Source organism: Bradyrhizobium sp. LjRoot220, assembly GCF_964252915.1.
Taxonomy (GTDB): Bacteria; Pseudomonadota; Alphaproteobacteria; order Rhizobiales; family Xanthobacteraceae; genus Bradyrhizobium.
In genome coordinates, this window is sequence record NZ_CAXUPS020000005.1 from 335,063 (window position 1) to 358,189 (window position 23,127).

At 63.5% G+C, this 23,127-nt stretch carries 23 protein-coding genes; 8 read left to right on the forward strand and 15 right to left on the reverse strand.

Translation table 11 applies throughout. The annotated features are described in order from the left end of the window. Nucleotides 1-12 precede the first annotated feature (12 nt). Genes ACSQ84_RS22840 through ACSQ84_RS22850 form a run of 3 tightly spaced genes read right to left on the reverse strand, consistent with a single transcriptional unit; the run spans nucleotide 13 to nucleotide 4,900 of the window. Nucleotides 13-1,386 (reverse strand): hypothetical protein, encoded by a 1,374-nt coding sequence (locus ACSQ84_RS22840; protein ID WP_436213960.1) that lies wholly within the window; start codon nucleotides 1,384-1,386, stop codon nucleotides 13-15. A gap of 53 nt (nucleotides 1,387-1,439) precedes the next feature. Continuing rightward, a complete protein-coding gene (locus ACSQ84_RS22845) occupies nucleotides 1,440-2,870 on the reverse strand; it encodes a S8 family serine peptidase (protein WP_436213961.1) in 1,431 nt (476 codons plus the stop codon). Continuing rightward, nucleotides 2,870-4,900, reverse strand: coding sequence for a hypothetical protein (locus tag ACSQ84_RS22850; RefSeq protein WP_436213962.1), 2,031 nt, complete (start codon nucleotides 4,898-4,900; stop codon nucleotides 2,870-2,872). The genes ACSQ84_RS22845 and ACSQ84_RS22850 overlap by 1 nt, the downstream gene beginning before the upstream one ends. A gap of 730 nt (nucleotides 4,901-5,630) precedes the next feature. Here ACSQ84_RS22850 and ACSQ84_RS22855 point away from each other — a divergent pair. The 3 genes from ACSQ84_RS22855 (at nucleotide 5,631) to ACSQ84_RS22865 (ending at nucleotide 7,475) form a co-directional block, all read left to right on the forward strand. Beyond that, the gene (locus ACSQ84_RS22855) at nucleotides 5,631-6,050 is read left to right on the forward strand and encodes a nuclear transport factor 2 family protein (protein ID WP_436213963.1); all 420 of its coding nucleotides are present in this window, start codon (nucleotides 5,631-5,633) and stop codon (nucleotides 6,048-6,050) included. Then, the gene (locus ACSQ84_RS22860) at nucleotides 6,047-6,577 is read left to right on the forward strand and encodes a DUF3237 domain-containing protein (RefSeq protein WP_436213964.1); all 531 of its coding nucleotides are present in this window, start codon (nucleotides 6,047-6,049) and stop codon (nucleotides 6,575-6,577) included. Before ACSQ84_RS22855 ends, ACSQ84_RS22860 begins: the two co-directional genes overlap by 4 nt. Nucleotides 6,578-6,923: 346 nt before the next feature. Next, complete coding sequence (locus ACSQ84_RS22865) at nucleotides 6,924-7,475, forward strand: TetR family transcriptional regulator C-terminal domain-containing protein (protein ID WP_436213965.1); 552 nt, start codon at nucleotides 6,924-6,926, stop codon at nucleotides 7,473-7,475. A 54-nt stretch (nucleotides 7,476-7,529) separates the two neighbouring features. On the opposite strand, the gene radC is transcribed toward ACSQ84_RS22865, so the two are convergent. The 5 genes from radC to ACSQ84_RS22890 form a co-directional block, all read right to left on the reverse strand. After that, entirely contained in the window at nucleotides 7,530-8,243 is a 714-nt protein-coding gene (radC, locus tag ACSQ84_RS22870; protein ID WP_436214092.1) for a RadC family protein, read from the reverse strand. 126 nt (nucleotides 8,244-8,369) lie between these two features. Next, nucleotides 8,370-9,329, reverse strand: a complete 960-nt coding sequence (locus ACSQ84_RS22875) for an MBL fold metallo-hydrolase (RefSeq protein WP_436213966.1) — start codon at nucleotides 9,327-9,329, stop codon at nucleotides 8,370-8,372. Between the two features lie 254 nt (nucleotides 9,330-9,583). Further along, entirely contained in the window at nucleotides 9,584-10,276 is a 693-nt protein-coding gene (locus ACSQ84_RS22880) for an HAD family hydrolase (RefSeq protein WP_436214093.1), read from the reverse strand. Further along, nucleotides 10,273-11,097: a type I methionyl aminopeptidase gene (map, locus tag ACSQ84_RS22885; protein ID WP_436213967.1), complete on the reverse strand. Its 825-nt coding sequence runs from the start codon at nucleotides 11,095-11,097 to the stop codon at nucleotides 10,273-10,275. Before map ends, ACSQ84_RS22880 begins: the two co-directional genes overlap by 4 nt. Before the next feature lie 121 nt (nucleotides 11,098-11,218). Further along, complete coding sequence (locus ACSQ84_RS22890) at nucleotides 11,219-12,535, reverse strand: mechanosensitive ion channel family protein (protein WP_436213968.1); 1,317 nt, start codon at nucleotides 12,533-12,535, stop codon at nucleotides 11,219-11,221. A gap of 271 nt (nucleotides 12,536-12,806) precedes the next feature. Here ACSQ84_RS22890 and ACSQ84_RS22895 point away from each other — a divergent pair, with 271 nt between their 5' ends. From ACSQ84_RS22895 to ACSQ84_RS22905, 3 genes are all read left to right on the forward strand, one after another. Next, nucleotides 12,807-14,600, forward strand: coding sequence for a potassium/proton antiporter (locus ACSQ84_RS22895; protein ID WP_436213969.1), 1,794 nt, complete (start codon nucleotides 12,807-12,809; stop codon nucleotides 14,598-14,600). Between the two features lie 321 nt (nucleotides 14,601-14,921). After that, on the forward strand, nucleotides 14,922-15,851 hold the full coding sequence (locus ACSQ84_RS22900) for a glycine reductase (RefSeq protein ID WP_436213970.1): 930 nt from the start codon (nucleotides 14,922-14,924) through the stop codon (nucleotides 15,849-15,851). Nucleotides 15,852-16,029: 178 nt separating this feature from the next. Next, complete coding sequence (locus ACSQ84_RS22905; RefSeq protein WP_436213971.1) at nucleotides 16,030-17,223, forward strand: CaiB/BaiF CoA transferase family protein; 1,194 nt, start codon at nucleotides 16,030-16,032, stop codon at nucleotides 17,221-17,223. Here the strand turns inward: ACSQ84_RS22905 and ACSQ84_RS22910 are convergent. From ACSQ84_RS22910 to ACSQ84_RS22920, 3 genes are read right to left on the reverse strand one after another with little or no spacing between them, the layout of a single operon-like run. Further along, on the reverse strand, nucleotides 17,220-17,510 hold the full coding sequence (locus tag ACSQ84_RS22910; RefSeq protein WP_436213972.1) for a DUF1330 domain-containing protein: 291 nt from the start codon (nucleotides 17,508-17,510) through the stop codon (nucleotides 17,220-17,222). The genes ACSQ84_RS22905 and ACSQ84_RS22910 overlap by 4 nt on opposite strands. A 32-nt stretch (nucleotides 17,511-17,542) precedes the next feature. Next, nucleotides 17,543-17,794: a DUF1127 domain-containing protein gene (locus ACSQ84_RS22915; RefSeq protein ID WP_436213973.1), complete on the reverse strand. Its 252-nt coding sequence runs from the start codon at nucleotides 17,792-17,794 to the stop codon at nucleotides 17,543-17,545. 42 nt (nucleotides 17,795-17,836) lie between these two features. After that, nucleotides 17,837-18,109, reverse strand: coding sequence for a hypothetical protein (locus tag ACSQ84_RS22920; protein WP_436213974.1), 273 nt, complete (start codon nucleotides 18,107-18,109; stop codon nucleotides 17,837-17,839). A gap of 127 nt (nucleotides 18,110-18,236) precedes the next feature. On the opposite strand from ACSQ84_RS22920, the gene ACSQ84_RS22925 reads away from it, so the two are divergent. Further along, entirely contained in the window at nucleotides 18,237-19,124 is an 888-nt protein-coding gene (locus ACSQ84_RS22925) for a LysR substrate-binding domain-containing protein (protein ID WP_436213975.1), read from the forward strand. Between the two features lie 183 nt (nucleotides 19,125-19,307). After that, on the forward strand, nucleotides 19,308-19,577 hold the full coding sequence (locus ACSQ84_RS22930; RefSeq protein ID WP_436213976.1) for a hypothetical protein: 270 nt from the start codon (nucleotides 19,308-19,310) through the stop codon (nucleotides 19,575-19,577). Between the two features lie 121 nt (nucleotides 19,578-19,698). On the opposite strand, the gene modC is transcribed toward ACSQ84_RS22930, so the two are convergent. The 4 genes from modC to mepA form a co-directional block, all read right to left on the reverse strand. After that, entirely contained in the window at nucleotides 19,699-20,373 is a 675-nt protein-coding gene (gene modC, locus ACSQ84_RS22935; RefSeq protein WP_436213977.1) for a molybdenum ABC transporter ATP-binding protein, read from the reverse strand. A 2-nt stretch (nucleotides 20,374-20,375) separates the two neighbouring features. Further along, on the reverse strand, nucleotides 20,376-21,071 hold the full coding sequence (gene modB / locus ACSQ84_RS22940; RefSeq protein ID WP_436213978.1) for a molybdate ABC transporter permease subunit: 696 nt from the start codon (nucleotides 21,069-21,071) through the stop codon (nucleotides 20,376-20,378). Next, the gene (gene modA, locus ACSQ84_RS22945; RefSeq protein WP_436213979.1) at nucleotides 21,071-21,856 is read right to left on the reverse strand and encodes a molybdate ABC transporter substrate-binding protein; all 786 of its coding nucleotides are present in this window, start codon (nucleotides 21,854-21,856) and stop codon (nucleotides 21,071-21,073) included. Before modA ends, modB begins: the two co-directional genes overlap by 1 nt. 182 nt (nucleotides 21,857-22,038) lie before the next feature. Then, nucleotides 22,039-22,986, reverse strand: a complete 948-nt coding sequence (mepA, locus tag ACSQ84_RS22950; protein ID WP_436213980.1) for a penicillin-insensitive murein endopeptidase — start codon at nucleotides 22,984-22,986, stop codon at nucleotides 22,039-22,041. Nucleotides 22,987-23,127 lie beyond the last annotated feature (141 nt).

Here is a 23,127-nt window from a genome sequence, read left to right on the forward strand (position 1 = left end):
TCGTGCTGACGGTCACCGCGTGTTCATGTTGAACGGGACCGTGACGCCGCCGGACACGGTGAAGATGTCGGCGCGCTTGAGTTCGAGCCTGCTTGGGTTGGTACCGTCGCGCTCAATCACCGGAAATCCGGGCCGGGATTCATAGCCGCCCTTGACGAAGATGGATGGCCCATTGATCCGATTTCGGCTCACGGTGCTTCCGGGCAAGCCAAAATTCAGCCCCGCGCTGACGCCGACGCCCACGTCGATCTCCGATTTGCTTAAGTCGGCAGTCGAGGTATTGATTCCGGTGAAACTGAAGCGATCCGTTCCGTTGCCCGAGAATACACCGGGCGACACCGTGACATCGCCCTGGAAAAGCATAATCACTCCCGACCCTGTCGGCCGGAAAATTTGGGTCGCGCCGATGCCGAGATCCAACTGGACGGAATTCACGCTCACATTGCTTGTGTAAGAGAAGTCTCGGTTGAATCCGGGAATTTGTCCGTTGAAAGCTTCGCGAGAGGTCAGCCGATTGCCGGTGACGCCGATCCCGGCATCGAACGAGGTCCCGCTCGCGAGCGTGCCGCCCAAGGGCAGGCGAATGCCGCCGCCGCCGCTGAAGCCTTCCGTATTGTTGCTGAAGAGAATGTTGGTCACACGGTTGAGGGGGTTACCGCCGATCGACACGCCGCTTGCACCACCCTGCGCGCCGGCGAGATTCAGCCGGAAGCCGCCGCCCGGATCGTACGCGCCGGTGCTGTCCGTATCGACGTTGAAGTAGTTGAAGGTGAAAAATATCCGTGAGGCCGGCGTCGGCGCATCGTTGATGCTGATCTTGAACTGAGCGCCCGCACCGGTCGACCGGGATGATGGTGTGACCTGGTTGAACTCCTGCACACCCGAGCCCTGCAATTCCCGGGCGATGAATCCTCTGTCGGGCAAGCCCACGAAGGTCCCGCCGCCGGACAGGTTGACCTCGACGCTCGGTGTGCCGCCGGGCATTCCCGGCGTTGGACTGCCAGGACCGGTCGATGGAAGCGCGATGGCCGGCGTTGCGCTGCCAGGTGCTGCGACATCGATACCGGCGAGAATCTGTTCGATCGAAAGCCCGCGCAACGTGTATCGATGTCCTGATGCCGCCGTTACGGTGACATCGAACAGCATCCCTCGATGCAGTTCGTCGTCGTAGTGAAGACGATACGTTCCGTCGCTTCTGGTCGTGACCTTTGGCGGGGCCACGCGCACCGGTCGTTGTGCTGTGCTGACGGGCCGCGGCGTGGAGCGTGCGACCGGCTTGATCGAGATCGTCGCGCCTGCGATCGGCGCGCCGGCATTACTGACGTTGACTGCGGATTCGCTCGTCACCGCGCAGGCCGCGCCAGACCAGGTCAGCGCGCCGAGCACCACAAGTCCGTAAGATAAATTCCGCATGTCACCACGCCCCCTTCGAATAGCCGTTACCCCAGATTCAACTTAAAGCGTGCTTCCCGCGTTGCCCCGTCCTTATGCTCGATAACCACACGAATCTGCCAGATTTTCGCGCCCTGTAACGCCGCCGCCGGGATATCTCCCAGCACGGCGTCGGGCCCCGTGCTTTTCTTGGCTGCGCCCACGCGTTTCCAGCTCGTCGGTGTCTCGCCAGCTCCGACCTCGATATGTGCCGACTTCAACGCATTAGCGTCTGCCGTGCCGCGCACCCGCACCACCGGCGCTTTGCCCTGCTGCACGACCTCAACGCGATTGATGCCGGCGAACAGGAAGTAATCCTTCGGCGCTTTCAGCGCGGCCACCGCGTCGACGATCCCGTAGCCCGTGTACTGGTCGACCCCGGGCGTGCCAGCGTCGCGAGCCGTGCTCTTGATGATTGCCATCACCTGCTTGTTGGTGAGGTTCGGATCGTTCGCAATCATCAGCGACGCGACCCCGGCGACAAGCGGCGCGGAGAACGAGGTGCCGCTCGCGCGATAATGACGCTTGTCCGGCCCGACATAGGCCTCGCCCGCCGTATACTTCACGCCGATCACGCCGAGCATGATGTCGGTGCGCCGGGCGCGCAGGCTGAGCACGTCTATGCCTGGCGCGGCGACCGAAACCTTGCCCCAGTTGGAGAATACCGCCCGCTCGTCATCGAAGCCGGTTGAGGCGACCGTGATCACCTTGTCGGAGGCGGCAACACCGTAGGTGCGAATGTCGGCGGCCTCGTTGCCGGCGGCAGCGACGATGACGACACCCTTTGAATAGGCGTAGTCGATCGCCGCCTGTGCCACCTCGCTGATGTGCTTGCCGCCGACACTGAGATTGATGACGCGGGCGCCGTTGTCCGCCGCATAGGTAATAGCTTCCGCCAGATAAGATCCGCGCGAATGGCCGAAATTGTTGATGCCCTTCAGGATCATCAACCGCACGAACGGATTGATGCCGGCGACGCCTTCCTTGTCATCCCAGCGTCCCGCGATGATGCCGGACACGAATGTGCCGTGACCGTCGTGGTCCCACGGCTTGTTGCCGCGCTCGAAGAAATCCCAGCCGACCACGTCGTCGACAAAGCCGTTGCCGTCGTCGTCGATGCCGTTGTCCGGAATCTCCTTCGGATTGCGCCAGATGTTGTCCCAGGAGATGTTCTTGTGGTTCCAGTCGAGGCCGGTGTCGATCACCGCAACAATGACAGGCTTGGCGTCGCGCCTGACCAGCCGCCAGGCCGAATTTGGCGACGCGTCGAAGCCGATGCGCTGAAGCGCCCATTGGTCGGGATATTTCTGCCCCCAGGATCCCCGACCGACGAAGTATTGGTTGTCAGGCGGGGCGAGCGTGGCGGTTTGCGCCTGCGCGGACGCCGCGAGGCCGAGCGCGCTGCAACCGATCAAAAGCGAAGCGAGCGTCCGCATCATTACTTGCTGCTCCGCGGCCGGTGTGACAGGCGCAGCTCGATTGCGGCGGCAGGCAGTTCGCTGTTCAGCATGCTCGAGGCGATGCCATGCGCGCCCATCGGCGCCTCGTCGAAGCAAAAATCGATCTTATACTTGTCGCCGAACCGCGCCTGGAAAAATGCCTGGGGATCGACGCTCAGCCCGAACGCCTGCGCGAAGCCGACTCGCATGAAAGTCCTTGGCCCGACCGCAAACGCCTGGCCGATGACGTTCAAGCCCGGCGGCCCGGTCAGGTTGGGCTCGGTCTTGCTGCCGGTGGTCTCGATGATGCCGCCGGCGGTCTGCGATACCGGTACGTCGATCCTGTAGCTGCCGGCCGCCGTGCCCGGCCCCGTCACTCCCCCGGGCTTTTGCGAAACCGTGCACGAGCCGTCCGCTCCGGCACGGCACCGCAACGCATCTTGTCCGGCGCCGATCGTCTGCGCCGTCTGGCTCGCGCTGGTTCCTGGCTTGCCCGGCAGAGGAGGTGCATCCACCAACAACCCGGCGATGTGACCCTCGGCCGTCTTTGGCACTTCGGCTTGCGGCAAGTTTGCGACGTTCAATTTGAAATGGATTGTGACCTGGATTTCCCGCGGCGCGTCCGGCGTCGGCGCGCCGGCGACCGGTATCGGCGTGCTCGGTGCGCTGCTTTGAGATGTCGACGCAGGCGGTGTGCTGGTTGATGCGGGTGGCGGGCTGGTCGACGGCGGCGGCGCATCGGTCGACGCAGGCGGCGTTCCGGCAGGCAGCGTGTCGGATTGGGAGGTAAGCTTGGTCGTAAATGGACTTTTGGGGACGGGTCCAATCCAGGTCGGCGTGCCGGCGGGTTCTGCGGTTGTGGCAGGCTTATCGGCTGCAGCCGGCGGCGCGTCGGAGCTGGTGGGAGCCGATGAGGTGGAAGCGGAGGCCGCCGGCGCGGGAGGCGCGCTTCCGGGGCGCGCGCTGTTGTCCTGGCCCGCTTGCCGCTGCCTGTTTTTCTCGATCAGCTGATCGAGTTCGTTTTTGAGCCACTCCACCAGCTCCGGGCTGACATCGGTGCCGTCCGCTTGCGCCGCGTCCGGTGGAATGCCGCCGGGCGGCCCTGGTGTCCAGGTCGATGGATCTAGGGATGTGCCGGGCCCGGACGGCGGCGGCGAGGAGCCCGGAGGCAGCACCGTCGGTCCTGCTGGGCGGGGCCGTCCGCTCTTCGAAGGAAAGAAAATGTCGGCCAGCCTCTCCGCTTGACCTGGGCCGAGAACCGGTTCGCCAGGGGGCGGCGACGCGTCGGCGGACGCGGCTGCGCCAGGCGGCGGCGAACTCGGTGTGCCGCTCGCCGGCGTTTGCGGCGAAATCGAGGGGCCCCCGTCGTTGATCGGAATTAGGGGCAGGCGCGAAGGTAAACTGCTGGTGTAGGTGCATGAAGTGCCGCTGTCGGCGGCGAGGTTGACACTGGGCGTATTGGACTGCGTGCAGGCAGCGAGCTCCGGGTTTGCGCTGCAAACTTCCCCGATGACGAACTTCCAATCGCCGGTCGTCCCGTAAGAGCGAGGCTGCAGTGCGGGCTGCTCGGGGAGCGGCACCAGCTGGGCTTGGCCCGGCGCCGTGCGCAGACAATCGGGTGGGCGGATATACTGCCAAAAAGCGATGTCGACGAGGTAACGACTCCACTCACTGCGCAGCTCCCTCTGATACGCGGCGCTGGCTGGATCGCCATATACACGAAGACGTTTCACTACGTGCACCACTTCCTCAATGAGGGCACGGCGTGCAGCCCAGAAGGCGGCCTCGTCGCAATTGTTGAGTGCGGCCTCGGCCTCCTTCTCAAGCCTTTCTACCCGGTCCTCAATTGCCTCGCCGTCCCTGCGGGTTTCGATGATCCCGGAATCGGACGGCCGCGACGTCGGCTTGGCACCCGTGGGTTGCATGGCAGAGGCTTGCGCAAAAGCGCCTGTCACTGCCGCCGCCGTGAAGGCGCCGAGCAGCGCGACGCAGGCTGCAGCCGTCAAAATGCGAACCGAGTGCCGCAGCATGAATGCCCCTGGATTCAGCCGGACCAGCCGGCTGGATACCCATTCAACGGAAAAGCAGCTTGTCGCTAGTTCGGCAAGACGGGCAGGCAAGAGAAAAAAATTGGCCCGCTTGGGTCTTCAATGCCGTGAGCCTTGCATATTGTGGACGGCATGTCACCAACCGGCCGTCCGGGCTGCAATTTCCCCACGGCGCTATCTTGAGTCGGCATCCCTCGCGTCATCAGAATTGATGACGACGGTGCTTGTAGCACGGGGTTGCTTTCGCATTTTGTCCAGGTGCCTGCGACAAACCACCGAAGAGGCGTCAAGCGGCGTCCGGACACGAGATCGTTAGAGCTTCGCGCTGGCTGCAAACCGATTCAATTCCGGCCCCAATCGTGATTCCCACGCCTGATCACTGATGACCCAGCGAGTCGCTTGGACGCACGGCACTGCACTCAATTTCTTCGTCCCACGCTTCAAGCTCGTCGATCGGATAGAACACGGCTTTGCCAACCCTCACGAATGGGCCGGTCTTCATCGCGCCTGTTCCGGAGCGTTCCGACGGATACGCCGCCGCGATAACGTTCCGCTACTTCCTCTGCAGTTAGAAATTTGCTGACCGATATAAATCCTCCTGACCCGCGGATGTCGCGTCGCTGCCATAAAAGAATACGGTCGACCGTATTGACATATGGAGTTGGTGGAAGATAGGCTTGCCCATGAGTTCAACAATCCTTGGAGGGTCGATATGACCGCAACGACTGAGTTGAAAACCGCAGCAACCAAGCTGGACATCGCGGCGATCGCGGAGCGCTATGCTGCCGCCTGGATCGCCCACGATCCGGCTGCCATCCTCGCGCTGCATGCGCCGTACTCGACGTTTCAGGCGCACGGCCGGACCAGCGTGATTCGTGGAGCCGACGCATTGCGCACAGAGTTCACCCAGGTCTTCGAGCGCTACCCCGGTTTTGCCGTCGAGGTCCATCGCCTCCTGTTCGGCGAGCGGCACTGGACGCTCGATTGGACGCTGACATACGAACCGCCGGGCAAGACTCGCCGTGGCTTTCGTGCGCTCGACGTTGTCGAGGTGGACGACAACGGGCTCGTCACACGCAAAGACACGTTCTTCGATTTTGCGCAGCTCAAGGCAGCGCTCGAAGCGGCATGATGGAGGCGAACGTGACTAACGCAAAAACGCTCGCCGCAGACCAGAGGAAACCGTTGTTCGATCGGCCGTTGATCAACGCGTTGCCGGTCGAGCATCTCTGCGATCTCAGCATCGATCTGGAGCTCGGCCAGGTGATCTCGACTCCCCTCGGCACACGCTTGACCTATGTGGTAAAAGGCGGCCGCTTCGAAGGTCCGCGCTTCCGGGGCGAAATGCTGCCGGGCGGCGGCGACTGGGTCTCCCTCGGCGCCGACGGCATCAGTCGCATGGATGTTCGCGCAACCATGCGTACCCATGATGGTGTTCTCATCCATTATGATTCGCATGGCGTTCTGCGGTACCCGCCGGATGGCCGTCAGCGTCTGGCCAAAGGCGAGCGGATATCCTTCGACGAAAGCTATGTGCGGCCAACGCCCAGGTTCGAGACGTCGGACGAGCGCTATACGTGGCTCTGTGGAATGGTCACCGTCGGCTACGGCGAGTACGGTCAGGGCCGCATCGATCATCGGATGTTCAGCATCCTCTGAGCCTTGCGGTGAAGCCGCACGGTGCAGATGTGGAAGTCACCAAACGCGAGGTCCGTGGGTCATCCATCGACCTTGCTCTCGGATAAATGCCTGCTTCGCGGCGAGGAGCAGCCGACAGACGAGACGCGCGGCGCAGTTTGAATTCGGGCCTGGCCACATCGACGATCGAATGTGTTAAGTCCTGTGAGAATTGTGCTAGGATTCTGCCATGCGGGCGCCACGGTCACCTAAAGTCAAGCCCATCCGCAGTCCACCGACTTTGAGCCTGGCCTCATCGGACCAACGGACTGTCGACGAGACCACGGACAAACGGCTACTTCGCGGCGTGCGCTCGCGAAAGTTAGTGTTGGCCCGGGCCGTCGATATTGCGTCACTGGAAAGCCTGGAGGGACTGAGTTTCGGGCGGCTTGCGACCGAAACCGGAATGAGCAAGGCCGGCATTCAGGCCTTGTTCGAAACCAAGCAGACTCTTCAGAAAGATACCTTCGCCTACGCCCTCGATATGTTCCGCGACTTCGTAACGCGTCCCGCCGAGGCAAAACCGCAAGGCGTGCGCAGATTTCGCGATTTGATCGATCGATGGCTGCAATATGCCGAACGGCCGCTTTTCGCCGGCGGTTGTTTTTTCGCGGCCAATCTCACTCAACTTGACTCCCACCCAGGGCCGCTGCGCGACCTGGTGGCGGACGCTCAAAGAGCGTGGGTCGCTCGACTTTCCACCGAGTTGAAACATGCGGTCAAGCAAGGGGACATCGTCAACCCGGATCCCGAACTCTCCGCGTTCCAGATCGAAGCCGTGCTCCGTTCGGCCAACACCGCGATGCGGCTCGGCGAGCCGTCCGTTACGCGCAAGGTATGGCGCGTCGTGGACAGCTTCTTGACTGCCGCCGACAGCTAACCGGGTGTCCTTCGCTTCTTGCGTCGTGAATGCGCCGCAGGGCGCCGATCGTCACTAGATCAGCCGCATCCCCTTCAAGCTCGCATGCCCGTTCTTGCCGACGATGATGTGGTCGTGCACGGAAATCCCGAGCGGGGCGGCGATGTCGACGATCGCTTTCGTCATCTGGATGTCGGCCTGCGAGGGCGTTGGATCGCCGGACGGGTGGTTGTGCACCAGGATCAGCGCGGTCGCCGACAATTCCAGCGCACGCTTGATCACCTCGCGCGGATAGACCGGGGTGTGGTCGACGGTGCCGGTCTGCTGGACTTCGTCGGCGATCAGCTGGTTGCGCTTGTCGAGGAACAGCAGGCGAAACTGTTCTTTATCGGCAAACGCCATGCTGCTGCGGCAATAACCGATCACGTCGTTCCAGGACGACAGCGCGACGCTGCGCTTGATCTCGCCTTTTGCCACCCGGCTCGCGGCGGCCGCGAGCAGCTTGATCTGGTGAATGGAGGCGTCGCCGATCCCCTCGACTTCGCGCAAGCGCGCGACGGGGGCGTGAATGACCTCGGCAAACGAGCCGAATTTCTTCAGCAGCAACTTTGCCAGCGGCTTGGTGTCGCGGCGGGGCAGGGCCGGGAATAGCGCCATTTCCAGCAGTTCATAATCGCTGAGCGCCTCCGGCCCGGCCGCGTAGAAGCGCTCGCGCAGCCGCTCGCGATGGCCGTGGTAGTGCGGCGGCTCAGTGGGTTCGGCGCCGGGATCGCTGTTCTTGGCGGGCATCGGCAGCAAGCATGCCGTGCCCGCCAGCTTTTGCAACTCTGAAGTGCGGGTGGCGGCGAATTTCGGATGCAAAAAAAGACGCCGCACGAAATGCGGCGCCTTTACTTGTATCGAACGGGCCCGCGATCAGGCCTTCACGGCCGCGAACGCATAGCCGTTGCCGTCCTTCGACAGGGTGCCGACATTCGGGAAGCCGAAATGATAGCCGGCGATCATGCCTTTCTCGGCAATGACGCGATCGAAGAAGGCGCGGCGCGTGGCCTCTGCCTTTGGTCCATCAGCATCGAAGCTGGAGAACCAGCCGGGATTCCTGACGAACAGCTGGTGCATGCCGGTGACGTCGCTCTGGATGTAGAGCTGCTGTCCTCCCGAGGCCACCAGGAAGGACATGTGTCCGACGGTATGGCCGGGCGTGGCGATCGCCTTGACGCCGGGTGCGAGGTCGGCGCCGTCGTTGTATTGCTTGACGTTCTTCCAGGTCGGGAACGTTGCCTGGATGCGCTTGACCATCGGACGGTTGGCCTCGGGCACCTTCTCCACCAGCGCCGGATCGGTCCAGAACTTGTACTCGACCTCGGGCATCATGATTTCGGCGTTCGGAAATACCTGCGCATTGGTCTCCTTCACCCACAGGCCGGAGATGTGGTCGCCATGAAAATGCGAGATCACGACCGTGGAGACGGTCGCCGGATCGAGGCCGGCGGCCTTCATGTTGTCGGCGAGCTTGCCCACCGTGGCTGGACCGTTGCCGCCAAAGCCGGTATCGAACAGCACGACCTTGCCGCCGGTGCGGATCGCCGTGACGGTAAAGGGGTTGTCGATCTTGTCAGGCCCGATGCCCGCCGCGCTCAGTGCCTTCTTGACGTCGTCGAGCGAGGCATTCTTGACCATGGCTTCGGTGACTGTGCGCTCGATGGAGCCTTCATGCAGGCTGAACACCTCGATGTCGCCGACCTTGTATTTGAGGCTGTCCGCAGCGCGCTGCGCCTGCGCCGCACCGATGAACGAAACCGGTCCGTTGAGGCCGAAAACGAGCGCGGCTCCCGTGCTCCCGAGAATCAGATCGCGACGTGAAATCTCGAACATTGCTCTTGCTCCCTTGTTTGATTGCTTGATTGATCCCTGGCCGGTCAAAGGCGCCGTCAATGGAGAGCGCCATGTCTAGTCCTTACACCGTTACGCACGGCCTATTCCGCAGGGATTCAAATCAGGGGACCGGCATGTTGCCGCAGGGGCTGTATTGAGAACGATTTGCAACTGGCCTTTGCCTGTCGTCCTCGCAGCATCGACATCAATCGTGCCGTGCCGTTGCAATCATGAAGTGTCGAAGCGGAAGGAATTCAGTTCGCCGGGCCTTCCGTCCGCCCGATGATCTCGCGGACCTGATCCAGGTCCGCGGCCACCAGCGTGCAAAGCGCCGCGATCTCCGGCGTCGGCGCCATCACTTCCGGCACCATGATCACCATGGCGCCGGTGGCGTGCGCCGCCCGCACGCCGTTGAACGAGTCTTCCAGGATCAGGCAATCACGGGCATCGAACCCCAGTGCCGATAGCGCCTTCAGATGAACGTCCGGATGCGGCTTGCCGCGGGCCACGTCGTCCCGCGCGACGACCGTGCGGAAGAAGTGGTTGACCCGACAATGCGTCAGATGATGAAGCGCTTCCGTCCGCGTCATGGAAGTCCCCACCGCCATCGGCGTGGCCGCCTGCGCCAACGCTTCCAGCAACGGCAACGCGCCCGCCTTCAAGGGGACGCCGGCCTTCAGTGTCGGGCCGAGCCGCGCCGAGACCGCGCTCAGATAGGCGGGAAGCGGAAACGCTGCGCCGTGGTCGGCGCGAAGCTGCGCCTCCAGCTCAGTGCCGAGCAGCCCGGCCAGCGACAGCACATAGTCTTTCGAGACGACATGCCCGACATCATGGCTGGCCTCGACCATGGCGCTGACATAAGCTGACATGGTGTCGATCAGCAGGCCGTCCATGTCGAAGACGACGGCCCTGGGCTTGCGCGGTAGGATTGCGGCTGGTCCAATTATGCCGCAACCAGCGGCTTCTCGCCGTGGCGCTGCGACAGCGTGAAGATCTCGACGCCATCGGCGGTCACGCCGACCGAGTGCTCGAACTGCGCCGACAGCGAACGGTCGCGCGTGACAGCGGTCCAGCCGTCGGACAGGATCTTCACATGCGGCTTGCCGAGATTGATCATCGGCTCGATGGTGAAGAACATGCCGGGCTTCAGCGCCACGCCTTCGCCGGGCCGCCCGATATGGATGATGTTCGGCTCGTCGTGGAACATGCGGCCCAAACCATGGCCGCAGAAATCGCGCACCACGCTCATGCCCTGCGGTTCCACGAAACTCTGGATGGCGTGGCCGATATCGCCGGTGGTGGCGCCGGGTTTTACGGCGGCAATGCCGCGCATCATCGCTTCATAGGTGATCTCGATCAGCCGCTCCGCCTTGCGGGCGATCGGGCCGATCACATACATGCGGCTGGAATCGCCGTACCAGCCGTCGACGATGAAGGTGACGTCGACATTGACGATGTCGCCTTCCTTCAGCGCGCGGTCGCCGGGCATGCCGTGGCAGACCACGTGATTGATCGACGTGCAGGTCGAATAGCGGTAGCCGCGATACATCAGCGTCGCTGGATAGGCGCCATGGCTGAACGCAAAGTCGCGGACGAAATCGTCGATCCGCGATGTCGGAATGCCTTCCTTCACGATATCGGTGAGTTCGTCGAGGCATTTGGCAACCAGTGCGCCTGCCTTGCGCATGCCGGCGAACCCGCTCGGGCCATGCAGCTTGATCTGTCCGGTCTTTCGCAAGGAGGTATCTGTTGCTTCGATATAGCTCATGGGCGGGTCATGCTTCCGCGGGAATTGAGGGCGCTGGTGGCTGATTTCTCGCCTAATTTAATGATCGGTGCGGCCAGTGCAAGCCAAGCTTGGGGTGCCGGAGGCATCTAAAAGCCTGATTTCAGCTGGAAACCTCCACTACCGATTCGACCGGCAGCGCACCGCCCCGGACCCGGATTTCACGCACCGGATAGGGAACCCGGATGCCCTCGCGCTTGAAGGCGTCCCACAGCGCCAGCATCACGTCGCTCTTCACCGTGTCCATGCCGTCGGGGTCGGCGATCCAGAAGGTCAGCGAGAATTTCATGCCGGCTTCGGCGAATTCGGTCAGGATGCAGTTCGGCGGCTTGTTCTTGATGGCGCGGGGGGCGCTAGCGGCAATCTCGATGGCCAGCTTGCAGACCAGCCGCGGATCGGCGTCGTAATTGGCGCCGAACAACACCTTCACCAGCGTGTTCTTGTCGGTATAGGTCCAGTTCACCACCTTCTGCGTCACCAGATCCTCGTTCGGGATCAGGAATTCGCGGCCGTCGCCGGCGGCGACCGAAATGTAGCGCGTCTTCATCGCGCTGATGCGGCCCGAACTGTCGCCGATGGTGACGAGGTCGCCGGGTTTTACGGATTTATCCGCCAGCAGGATGATGCCCGAGATGAAATTGGCGACGATCTTCTGCAGGCCGATACCGATACCGACGCCGACCGCGCCGGAAAATACCGCGAGCGCCGACAGGTTGATGCCGACAGCGCTGAGCGCGATGATGATCGCCAGCACCATCAGGCCCATCCGGATCATCTTCACCAGCAGCACCTGGATCGACGGCGTCAGGTCCGCGGAGCGGGTGATGCGGCCTTCGACGAAATTGCTGGCGATGTTGGTCGCCCACAGCGCCACGATCAGCAATGCGCCGAGCTTGATCAGGACCAGCGGCGTCAGCCGCAATCCGCCCAGCACGATCGAGGCCGCATCCGCATCCAATAACTCCAGGGTCGGTTGCAGCTGGCCGATGACGCTGAGCGCCGCGATCAGCCACGCCGACAGCGACACCAGGCGGACGATGAACTCGTTGCGAATAACCGACGTCACCAGGCGGATGACCAGCCACGCCAGTGCCAGCTTGGCGCAGACCGCGAGGAGATAGCTGCGGCTGGGCCAGGTCGAATGGACCATGGTGATGCGGGCTGCGATCATCAGGACCGCGAACACCGCGGTGGAGGCGCTGTACACCAGTACGCGGGCGAAGTGCCGGAGCGGCAGCGGCAGGCTCATCGCGAACATGGTCATGTCGACGCGCGAGCGGATCGCCGCGTCGCTCGCATAGGCAATGCCTGCCCCGGTCAGGATCAGGCCAAATTGCAGATAGAACCAGGGCGACGTGACTTCCGCGCCGAGCGAGCGCGCGGTGGTGTGCAGCAACTCGATAATTTCTTTCGGATCCATCGGTAAAATCTCGTTTGGGGCCAGTTAGCCTATCAAGCTGCCCCATCAGGCGAAAACTGATTCGAAGCGCCGGCAGATTCCCACAAGCGCGCCGCGGATGCCATCGATACGACATGTCAGCGGGTCGAGTTAGGCGGTAAATCGGGCACTTTACCGCTGTTACCAGAAATCGGTTGGCGTTCAACTGTGGCGACGATAAGGATACAATCGCAAGTATTTGCCCAACATCGCGAAGGTGCGCGCTTCCCTTGATTCAAGGCTTCCTGGACTCATGGCCTCTCTCGATTCAGTAAGTCTGGCCATTTTGCTCGGAGCCGTCCTGGTGATGGCCGGAATCCTCTCGAGCCTGCTGGCGCTGCGTTTCGGCGCACCCTTGCTGCTGGTGTTCCTGCTGATCGGCATGCTGGCGGGCGATTCCGGACCGGGCCAGCTTCGCTTCGACGACGTCCGTACTACCTATCTGGTGGGGTCGGTGGCGCTGGCGCTGATCCTGTTCGACGGCGGTCTCAGAACCCGCTTTCAAAGCATCCGCGCGGTGCTGGCCCCCTCGATGGTGCTGGCGACGGTCGGCGTATTGCTGACCGCCCTGATCACGGCGCCGTTCGCCAGATACGTGCTCGACCTGAACTGGACGGAGTCGCTGCTGATCGGCGCTGTCGTCGCCTCGACCGACGCGGCGGCGGTGTTCCTGCTGGTGCATGCGCAGGGGCTTCGGTTGCGTCCCCGCGTCGGCGCGACGCTGGAGGCCGAATCCGGCACCAACGATCCCTTTGCGGTCTTCCTCACGCTGATGCTGGTCGAGTTCATTTCGCTCGGCCAAAGCTCGTTTACGCATATCGCGGTGGAGTTTTTGCGCGAGTCCGTGCTCGGGGCCGTCGTCGGCGTGGTCGGCGGCCGTCTGGTGGTGATGGCGCTCAATCGCGTCGCGCTGCCGCAGGGCCTGCATGCGCCGTTTGTCACCACCGCGGCGCTGGTGATTTTCGGCGCGGCCCAGATCGCGCATGCCTCAGGCTTTCTCGCGGTCTATCTCGCCGGCATCATCGTCGGCAACCGGCCGACGCGCGCGCATAATTCGGTGGTGACGTTCCTCGACGCCGCGACCTGGCTGGCCCAGATCGTGATGTTCGTGCTGCTCGGCCTCCTGGTTTCGCCGCAGCGGCTGATCAGCAGCATCGTTCCGGCGGTACTGGTGGCGCTGGTGCTGATGCTGCTGGCGCGGCCGCTGGCGGTTTTTCTCTGCCTCGCGCCGTTTCGTTTCAACTGGCGGGAAAAGCTTTTCATCTCCTGGACTGGCTTGCGCGGCGCGGTCGCGATCTTCCTGGCGTCGATTCCGATGCTGGTGGGGCTCTCCAACTCGTACCTCTATTTCGACGTCGCCTTTGTCGTCGTCTTCATCTCGCTGCTGCTGCAGGGCTGGACGCTGGCGCCGGCGGCGCGGCTGCTGCACGTGGCACTGCCGCGCGCGGACCGTGGCCCGCGCCGCGTTGAACTGGATCTGCCCGGTCAGCTCGAGCAGCAGCTGGTCGGCTATCCCGTGCGCTCAAAGAGCCTGTACTTCCGGCGCGGGCTGATCCCGTCCTGGTCGAAGCCGACGCTGGTGATCCGCGACGAGCGAATCCTTTCGCCTCTCGAGGCCGATCCGATCGCGCCCGGGGACTACATCTACCTGCTGGCGCCGCCGGAAAAGGCCGAGGCGCTGGATCGATTCTTCGTCGACATGCCGCCGAGCACGGCGCCAGATCCGCATCTGCTCGGCGATTTCACGGTGTCGGGTGAGCACACGCTGGGCGAACTCGCCGAGATCTACGGCGTCGCTGTCGGTGACGAGCAGGCCAGGCTGACGCTGGCGGATTATTTCGACATCCATCTCGATCACGCACCCAAGGAAGGCGCGGAGCTGGTGTTGGATCCCATCGTCCTGGTCGCGCGCAGCATCGGCGGCGGCCGCGTCAACGTCATCGGCCTTCGCCTGCCCGAGGAAGAGGAAGTGGCCGTGCCCCTGACGCGCTTGCAGACGTTCCGGCGCAAGCTGGCGGAGATCTGGTCGCAGGTCGCGGGGGTGTAGGGCTGACGAGATTGATCGAGTTGCTTCCGCAACGAAGCTGCGCTCCCTCTCCCGCGCTTGCGGGGGAGGGTTGGGGTGGGGGCCTCTCCGCGAGTCGCGCTGCCAGTGTGAAGAGATAGTCGGGCGGGTTAGCGAAGCGTAACCCGCCGACGCCAACAACGGCGGATTACGCCTTCGGCTCCAATCCGCCTTACAGACTGGTTGCGCGCGGCCTCAGGGACCCGATTTTGCGACAGCGGTATCGCATATCCGCTGTTGAGGAACAGGCGGACTATCATTAGCTTGGGCCCAACGCTTAGGGAAACGCAAGGAGACACAACAATGTCCGGCCCGTCCGACGATCAACTGGGCTTTGCGCCCGACTACGATTCCCCCGTCCCCTATATGCAGCGGACCCGGGATTATTACGCCGCGATCGGCTACACCACGCCCTATCGCTGGGCGCATTACATCGATGCGCCGTTTCAGCCGTTGAAAAAGCCGCTGGCGCAATCGCGGGTGACCATCGTCACCACGGCCGCACAATACGATCCCACCAAGGGCGATCAGGGGCCGGGTGCGGCGTATAATGGCAGCGCCAAGTTTTACACGGTCTATGACGGCGACACGTCGCAGCAGCACGATCTGCGGATCTCGCATATCGGCTATGACCGCAAGCACACGACCGCCACCGACAGCGGCACCTGGTTTCCGCTGCCGCAGCTGCTGAAGGCGCAGGCCGCCGGGCGGATCGGCGAGGTTGCGCCGCGTTTCTTCGGCGCGCCGACCAATCGCAGCCATCGTGTCACCATCGACACCGACGCGCCGGAGATTCTGGCGCGTTGTCTCGCCGACAAGGTCGATGTCGCCGTGATCGTGCCGAACTGCCCGGTGTGTCACCAGACCTCGGCTTTGGTCGCGCGCCACCTGGAAGCCAACGGCATTGCCACCGTGGTGATGGGCTGCGCCAAGGACATTGTCGAGCACGCCGCCGTGCCGCGCTTCCTGTTCTCGGATTTCCCGCTCGGCAACTCGGCCGGCAGGCCGCAGGATGTGGCCTCCCAAGCCGAAACGCTCGAGCTGACGCTGCGTCTATTGGAAGCCGCGTCCGGCGCCCGTACCACGATGCAATCGCCGCTGCGCTGGAGCGACGATGCCTCCTGGAAGCTCGACTACAACAACGTCGCGCAGATGAGCCCGGAAGAACTGGCACGGCGCCGGGCCGAGTTCGACAAGCAGAAAGAGATCGCGCGCGGCAACCGCGCGGCGTGATTTCCTCCTTCTCCCCTTGTGGGAGAAGGTGGCGCGAAGCGCCGGATGAGGGGTATCTCTCCGCGGATGCGGATATTGAGTTTGCGGAGACAACCCCTCACCCGTCACGAACGCGCTCCGCGCGTCCGTGCCACCCTCTCCCACAAGGGGAGAGGGGAAGAACCAGGAGGACCTTCCAGTGACGCGACCGTTCGAAGGCGTGAAGATTCTCGACTTCACGCAGGTGCTGGCCGGCCCCTATGCGAGCTACCAGCTCGCGCTGCTCGGCGCCGACGTCATCAAGGTGGAGCGGCGCGAGGGCGAGGACATGCGGCGCACGCCGCTGAGCCGCGAATGGGCCGAACGCGGCCTTGCCCCGGGCTGGCAGGCGATCAACGGCAACAAGCGCAGCCTGACGCTCGACCTGCAAAAGCCTGATGCGATTGAGATCGTCAAGAAGCTTGCGGCGCAGGCCGACGTGGTGATGGAGAATTTCCGCCCCGGCGTGATGGACAAGCTCGGCATCGGCTATGCGGCGCTCTCGGCGATCAATCCGCGGCTGATCTATTGCGCCATTTCGGGTTTCGGTCAGACCGGCCCGGCGCGGCTTGGCGCCGGCTATGACGGCAAGATCCAGGCGCTTTCAGGCATCATGTCCATTACCGGCCACGCCGAAACCGGTCCGACGCGCGCCGGCTTTGCGGTTTGCGACGTGCTGTCCGGCTCGACGGCGGCGTTCGGCGTCTCCAGCGCGTTGTTCCAGCGCACGCATACCGGCAAGGGGCAGATGGTCGACGTCTCCATGCTGGAGGCGACGCTGGCGTTTCTTTCAGGTCAGGTGGCGGATTACGCCGTCGCCGGCCATCGCCAGCAACTCTCCGGCAACCAGGCGGTCAGCCGCCGGCCGACCGCCAATTTGTTCAGGGCGGGTGAGGGCTATTTGCTGCTCGCCGTCAACAGCGAGAAGCAGTACCAGTCGCTGATGAAGGCGCTGGGCTGTGCCGACGCGCTGGAAGACCCGCGCTTTGTCGATTGGTTCGCCCGGCAGGAGAACGAACCCGCGCTGCGCGCCATCATCGAGGACGCGCTGTCGAAGAAGGATCCGCGCGCGTGGGAGACGATCCTGGAAGAAGCCGGCGCGCCCTGCGCCAGCATCTGGAAGGTCGAGGAAGTGATCGATCACCCGCAGATCGCGGCGCGCGGCGCGATCCAGGAAATCGACACGCCCTATGGCCGGCTTCGCTTCGCCGGCAGCGGCTTTCAGCTCGCCCATGGCGGCGGCAAGCTCGACCGCATGGCGCCCGAACTCGGCGCCCATACCGACGAGGTGCTGGCTTCGCTCGGCTACGACGCCAGTGCGATCGCGGATCTGCGCACGCGGGAAATCGTCTAGGCGGTGCCTTCGACGATAATGAAGTCGGCATCGGCGCTTGCCTGGCGGATCGCTTTTGCCTTCTGATATTCGTCGCTGCGGTAGCAGGCGGTGGCCGTAGCGAAATCCCTGAATTCGACGACGACATTGCGCTCCCGCGCCTGTCCCTCCATCCGTTCGAATGAGCCGCCGCGCACGACGAACCTGGCGCCGAATTTTTCGAACGCCGGCCGCGCCGCGGCGAGATAATCCGGGTATTGCGCCGGCTGATGAACGCTGACACGCACGATCCAGTATGCTTTTGGCATGGGTATTCCTTTCCAGGTTCCGAGATCTGATTTCAGTTCAGTCCGGCCGAGTTGGTCGGCCGCGCGCGGCGCCGCGCGGAAGTCCGCACCAGCTTGTCGATCTGACTTCGCGCGATGCCGATATCTCTCAGCGAATAATCGCTCATGGCGTGCAGGTCGGCTGCGGCTTGCCGCTGCTGGGTCCAGCGCCAGAGTACGGCGCAGACGGTCTGCATCGCACGCAAGGTGTTCGCGGCCAATGTCCCGGCGTTGAAATGGGCGAGTTTCATGATCGTGATCAACATGATCGGTTCTCCTTCAGAGGTGATGCCGCTGGCGGCGTGGTTTCAGTTGTCACTGACCTGATTGGGACGGCCCGTCCGGCGGCGTTCTCGCGCCGGCAGGAGGTCACGCAGGGCGAACGCGTCGTGGACGACCGACGACAGCAGGCGCACGCCGCGCGTTGCCGCCGCGAACACTCGACCGACAGCATCGCCGATAGCCGCGGCCCGAGCGATCCGCGCCTCGCGGACGATCCGCTCCCTCAGCAAGAGAAATTCGAGCGGCGGGATCCGGCGGATGTCGGACGGGTTGCCCTGCATTCCATGTTCAGTTGGCATCGTGACCTCCATCGTTCGTGACTGGCGCGTCCGGACTTCCGGGGGCGCTGCGATGGCTCTCTTTACGGCGTGCCGATCATCATATAAAATGAATAATTAAGATGATTATGATCCCGTGGAGAGATGAATGGATTTATCGGATTTGAAGATTTTCAGCGCGGTCGTTCGCGAAGGCGGCGTGACGCGCGCCGCGGAGCATCTGCATCGCGTTCAATCCAACGTCACGACGCGGATCCGTCAGCTCGAGGACGACATCGGCGTTTCGCTCTTTATTCGCGAGGGCAAGCGCCTGCATCTTTCACCGGCCGGGCAGGTGCTGCTCGACTACGCGGACCGCCTGCTCGCGCTCGCCGATGAGGCGCGCAGCGCGGTGCAGGATCCGCGGCCGCGCGGAATCTTTCGCCTCGGGGCGATGGAGAGCACCGCGGCCGTTCGCTTGCCGGGACCGGTGAGCGAATATCATCGCCGCTATCCGGAAGTAGAGTTCGAACTTCGCACCGGCAATCCGCCGATGCTTTCAAAGGCCATCCTGGCCGGTGAACTCGATGCCGCGCTGGTGACGTTGCCGATCGCCGATGCGCTATTTGAAAAGGTCGCGGTGTTCGAGGAGGAGCCCGTGATCGTATCCGCGGCCGGCACGCCGGCGATCGGCCAAGGTAACGGCAACAAAGAATACTTTCCGAAAACCATCATTGCGTTCGAGCACGGCTGCCCGCATCGCAAGCGGCTGGAGGATTGGTACGCGCTTCGCGAGCAGATGCCGGAGCGCACGATTGAACTCGGTTCCTATCACGCGATGCTCGGATGCGTCGCGGCAGGCATGGGCGTCGCGCTGCTGCCGAAAAGCGTTCTCACCACATTTCCCGAGAGCAAACGGCTGCGGGTTCATCGGCTGCCGCCGGGCGAGAACCGGGCCGATACCTATTTGATCTGGCGCAAGGGCGCGGGCTCGCCGAAGATACAGGCGTTGCGCGACGTGCTGGGCGAGCACCGTGCGGGCAAGCGCACACGCTAGAACGTCCTTGGCCCTGGTCACGACGAACGCTACAAAAGGGAGAAGGCCCCAGCCGTCGGCTGAGGCCTCCTTGCGATAGCCGTCAGCTTACATATAGCGGCCGCAGACGTAGATGCGACGCGGCCCGAAGTCGGACCACACGGTCTTCCAGCAGCTTCCGCCGATGTAGAACGAACCGAAGTGATGATGACCGTGGTGGTGATGACCGTGATGATGATGGCCATGACCGTGGTGATGACCGTGATGATGGCCGTGATGGCCATGACCGTGATGGCCGCCATGATGACCACCATGATGACCACCGTGGCCACCATGACCACCCTTACCACCAGCCGAAGCCGGGGCAACAGCAGCAGCGGTCAGAACGATCGCGGCAGCAGCTGCGAGAGCGATTTTACGAAACATATTTGTAGTCTCCGTTTTGCTAGGCGTGATTGCCTGATGCGTTTATGAGACGCGCAGCGCGCGGAAATAGTTCGAAAGATTTTTCTGAACAGGTGTTCAGGAAGTGCCTATAAATACTGGATATTTTGAATTCTTCGCCGTTCAGATGTGATCTGGATCACGGACGGCATCAGGCCGGCGTGCTGGTGGTTAGTACTTTCACGCCGCCGAGTGCAGTGACGCGCCCATTGCGCAGCATCACGATCTGCGTCGCGAGCTGGCGCAGCTCCGCGGCATCGTGGCTGACATAGACCATCGGGATGCCTTCATCGCGCAGCCGCATCAGATAAGGCAGGATCTCGACCTTGCGTCCCTCGTCGAGCGATCCCAGCGGTTCGTCCATCAGCAGCAGTCGCGGCTTCGACAACAGCGCACGGCCGAGCGCGACGCGCTGACGCTCGCCGCCGGAAAGTTTTCCGGGCCGCCGATCCAGCAAGCCGCCGATGTCGAGCAGATCGGTGACGCGCGCATGCTGCACGGGATCCGCGGCGAGGCGATTCATGCGCCGGCCGTAGTCGAGATTTTGCCGCACGTCGAGATGCGGAAACAGCCGCGCGTCCTGGAACACGTAGCCGATGCGGCGGCGGTGCGGCGGCACATGCGTGCCCGTCGAGGTGTCGTCGAGCGTTTCGCCATCAAGCGTGATGACGCCGCGGTCGGGCCGCAGCAGGCCCGCGATCATGTTGATCAGCGAGGTCTTGCCGGCGCCGGACGCGCCGAACAGGCCAGTGACGCGGCCTTCGCTCGCAAAGGACGCCGAAAGCGAGAATTCGCCAAGCTGCTTTTCGACCTCGACGCGCAGCATGGTCAGTTCCCGTGCAGGCGCTGCGTGGCGCGCCGGGCGAACCACTCGGATGCGATCAGCGCACTCATCGCGATCACGACCGAGACGATCACCAGCCGCGCCGCCGCGCGGTCGCCGTCGGGGGTCTGAATCAGCGAATAGATCGCCGAGGAAATCGTCTGGGTCTCGCCGGGAATGTTCGAGACGAAGGTAATGGTGGCGCCGAACTCGCCGATCGCCTTGGCAAAGCCAAGCACCATGCCGGCGAGGATGCCCGGCAGCGCCAGCGGCAAGGTCACGGTTGCAAACACCTGCCACGGCGCCGCGCCGAGCGTGCTCGAGGCCTGTTCAAGCCGCCGGTCGACCGCCTCGATCGACAGCCGGATCGGCCGCACCAGAAGCGGAAACGACATCACGCCGCAGGCCAGCGCAGCTCCGGTCCAGCGAAACGCGAACACGATGCCGAGATGGTCGGCGAGCCACGCGCCGACCATGCCGCGGCGGCCGAAGGTCAGCAGCAGCAGATAGCCGGTGGCGACCGGCGGCAGCACCAGCGGCAGATGGACCAGCGCGTCGAGGATGGACTTGCCCCAGAAATTGTGCCGCGCCAGCAACCACGCCAGCGCGATGCCGAACGGCGTCGCCACCAGCGTTGCGATGATGGCGACCCGCAAGCTGAGCAGGATCGCGGTCCATTCGGTGGGCGAGATATCGAACATCAGGTGGAGGGGCTGACCAGGAACTTGAAGCCGTATTTCTCGAGAATGTTCCTGGCCGCCGTCGAGCGCAGGAAGGCAAGATAATCGTGGGCCGCCGGCTTCGCGGTCGTGGTTGCGGCGACGGGATAGATGATCGCGGGATGGGAATCGCCCGGAAAGGTGCCGATGATTTTGACGCCGGGCTCGATCCTGGCGTCGGTGGCATAGACGATGCCCAGCGCAGCTTCTCCGCGCGCCACCAGCGTCAGCGCCGCGCGCACGCTGTCGGCCATCGCGAATTTCGGCTCGGCCGCCTGCCATGAGCCGAGTTTCTCCAGCGCGGCCCTGGCGTATTTGCCGGCCGGCACCGATTTGACGTCGCCGGTTGCGATCCTGCCGTCACCCGCGAGCCTGGCGAGGTCGAAGCCGGGGCCGATGCTGACATTGTTGATCTGCGAATCCTTCGGCGCGACCAGCACAATGGAATTGCCGAGCAGATTGACCCGGCTCGGCTCGTTGATGGTCTTCTTTCCGATCGCGTAATCCATCCAGTCGGTGTCGGCGGAGATAAACACATCGGCCGGCGCGCCCTGTTCGATCTGCTTTGCCAGGGTCGAGCTTGCGGCGTAACTGACGGTGACCTTGACGCCGGTTTTTGCGGTATAGGCGGCGTCGATGTCGTCGAGCGCGTTCTTCATCGAGGCGGCCGCGAACACGGTGATGGTGTTGTCCTGTGCGGCGGCGGGCGAATGCGCCGCGCCGAGCAGAACGACGAAGGCGGCAGAAATTGCGGCAATACGATGCATGGCGGCGCTCCGTGCCGGTTTGCGCGCGTCCTCGCACGCGCAAATCGGGCATTGGTCGGGATCGGGATGCGACAATCGGAAGCGCCGTTCCGGTCTTCCTGCGACTTACGGTCGATCAGGAATATCGTGCAGGAGAGCTTACAGCATTGTTGGGGCGGCCGCAAAGGCTCCGCACCCATCGGCTATTGCTTCGCATCCGGCGCGGTCAATACCGCTTTGCAGGCCGGCGGCAACTGCGCCATCGTCATCGGCGGCTTAGGTTTCGGCGGGACGGCCGGCGGCTTCGGATGGAGCACCGAATCCTTGAACCAGAAGGCGAGGTCGCCGGCGCTGCAGCCTTCGCCTTCGGTCGGATCGGGCTGGCTTTCGCACTCGCCGGCGCCATGCGGGCATTTGATCCGGATATGGAAATGATAGTCGTGGCCGTACATCGGCCGCACCTTGTGCAGCCAGCTGCGGTCGCCCTTGGCTTCGCGGCACAGCGCCTTCTTGATCGCGGCATTGACGAAGATGCGCTGCACCGCCGGCTCCTGCGCGGCGGCGCGGATCACCGCCAGATGGCCCGGCGTGAATACCTTGGGATCGATGTCGAGCCGGTCCGAGCGCACCATCATGACCGCCGACATTTCCTCGCGTTCGTTGCGCGACAATCGGCGGTTCGGCATCGGCGTCAGCCAGATGTCGGCGTCCAGCCCGACCTGATGGCTGGCGTGGCCGGTGAGCATCGGGCCGCCGCGCGGCTGCGACATGTCGCCGACCAGGATGCCGGGCCAGCCGGCATCCCTGTGCGCCTTGTTCGCCAGCCGCTTGACCAGCGCGACCATGTCGGGATGTCCCCAGTAGCGATTGCGCGACAGCCGCATCACTTGCCAGGTGTCGCCATTGATCGGCAGTCCCTCCGCACCCGCGATGCAGCCATGGGCGTAGAAGCCGAGCACCCGCGTCGGCATCGCCGCCGGCAGCGCCCTGCGGCCGAACAGTTCCTTGGCGCCGATGTTGGGATCGTTGGGGTTGGCCAGCGGCGGCAGCGGCTTGGGCTCAACGCTGCCCTTGTCCTGCGCCCATGCCACCGAGGCATTGGCGAGACCTGTCAAGACGATGAGCGGGATTAGAATCAGGCGGGGTATCATCGGATCACTCTATCTCGCCAAGCGTAGCACGGAATCGGCAAGGCGGGACAAGCGCGGCCATCGCAATTGCTTGATCGCCCACAGCCTCTGCGCGCGGGATTTTCACGCGAGCCCGGTTGCCCCGCGTTAAGATTAATTCGC

Coding starts and splice junctions, on each gene's coding strand:
- modB (WP_436213978.1), bottom strand. CDS start 21,071: ATGTTCGATATCTCGCCCACCGAATGGACCGCGATCCTGCTCAGCTTG.
- ACSQ84_RS22915 (WP_436213973.1), bottom strand. CDS start 17,794: ATGTTGATCACGATCATGAAACTCGCCCATTTCAACGCCGGGACATTG.
- modA (WP_436213979.1), bottom strand. CDS start 21,856: ATGCATCGTATTGCCGCAATTTCTGCCGCCTTCGTCGTTCTGCTCGGC.
- ACSQ84_RS22925 (WP_436213975.1), top strand. CDS start 18,237: ATGGATTTATCGGATTTGAAGATTTTCAGCGCGGTCGTTCGCGAAGGC.
- ACSQ84_RS22890 (WP_436213968.1), bottom strand. CDS start 12,535: ATGGATCCGAAAGAAATTATCGAGTTGCTGCACACCACCGCGCGCTCG.
- ACSQ84_RS22900 (WP_436213970.1), top strand. CDS start 14,922: ATGTCCGGCCCGTCCGACGATCAACTGGGCTTTGCGCCCGACTACGAT.
- ACSQ84_RS22850 (WP_436213962.1), bottom strand. CDS start 4,900: ATGCTGCGGCACTCGGTTCGCATTTTGACGGCTGCAGCCTGCGTCGCG.
- ACSQ84_RS22920 (WP_436213974.1), bottom strand. CDS start 18,109: ATGCCAACTGAACATGGAATGCAGGGCAACCCGTCCGACATCCGCCGG.
- ACSQ84_RS22845 (WP_436213961.1), bottom strand. CDS start 2,870: ATGATGCGGACGCTCGCTTCGCTTTTGATCGGTTGCAGCGCGCTCGGC.
- radC (WP_436214092.1), bottom strand. CDS start 8,243: ATGCCCGCCAAGAACAGCGATCCCGGCGCCGAACCCACTGAGCCGCCG.
- ACSQ84_RS22910 (WP_436213972.1), bottom strand. CDS start 17,510: ATGCCAAAAGCATACTGGATCGTGCGTGTCAGCGTTCATCAGCCGGCG.
- ACSQ84_RS22895 (WP_436213969.1), top strand. CDS start 12,807: ATGGCCTCTCTCGATTCAGTAAGTCTGGCCATTTTGCTCGGAGCCGTC.
- ACSQ84_RS22875 (WP_436213966.1), bottom strand. CDS start 9,329: ATGTTCGAGATTTCACGTCGCGATCTGATTCTCGGGAGCACGGGAGCC.
- ACSQ84_RS22855 (WP_436213963.1), top strand. CDS start 5,631: ATGACCGCAACGACTGAGTTGAAAACCGCAGCAACCAAGCTGGACATC.
- ACSQ84_RS22930 (WP_436213976.1), top strand. CDS start 19,308: ATGATGACCGTGGTGGTGATGACCGTGATGATGATGGCCATGACCGTG.
- modC (WP_436213977.1), bottom strand. CDS start 20,373: ATGCTGCGCGTCGAGGTCGAAAAGCAGCTTGGCGAATTCTCGCTTTCG.
- map (WP_436213967.1), bottom strand. CDS start 11,097: ATGAGCTATATCGAAGCAACAGATACCTCCTTGCGAAAGACCGGACAG.
- ACSQ84_RS22860 (WP_436213964.1), top strand. CDS start 6,047: ATGATGGAGGCGAACGTGACTAACGCAAAAACGCTCGCCGCAGACCAG.
- mepA (WP_436213980.1), bottom strand. CDS start 22,986: ATGATACCCCGCCTGATTCTAATCCCGCTCATCGTCTTGACAGGTCTC.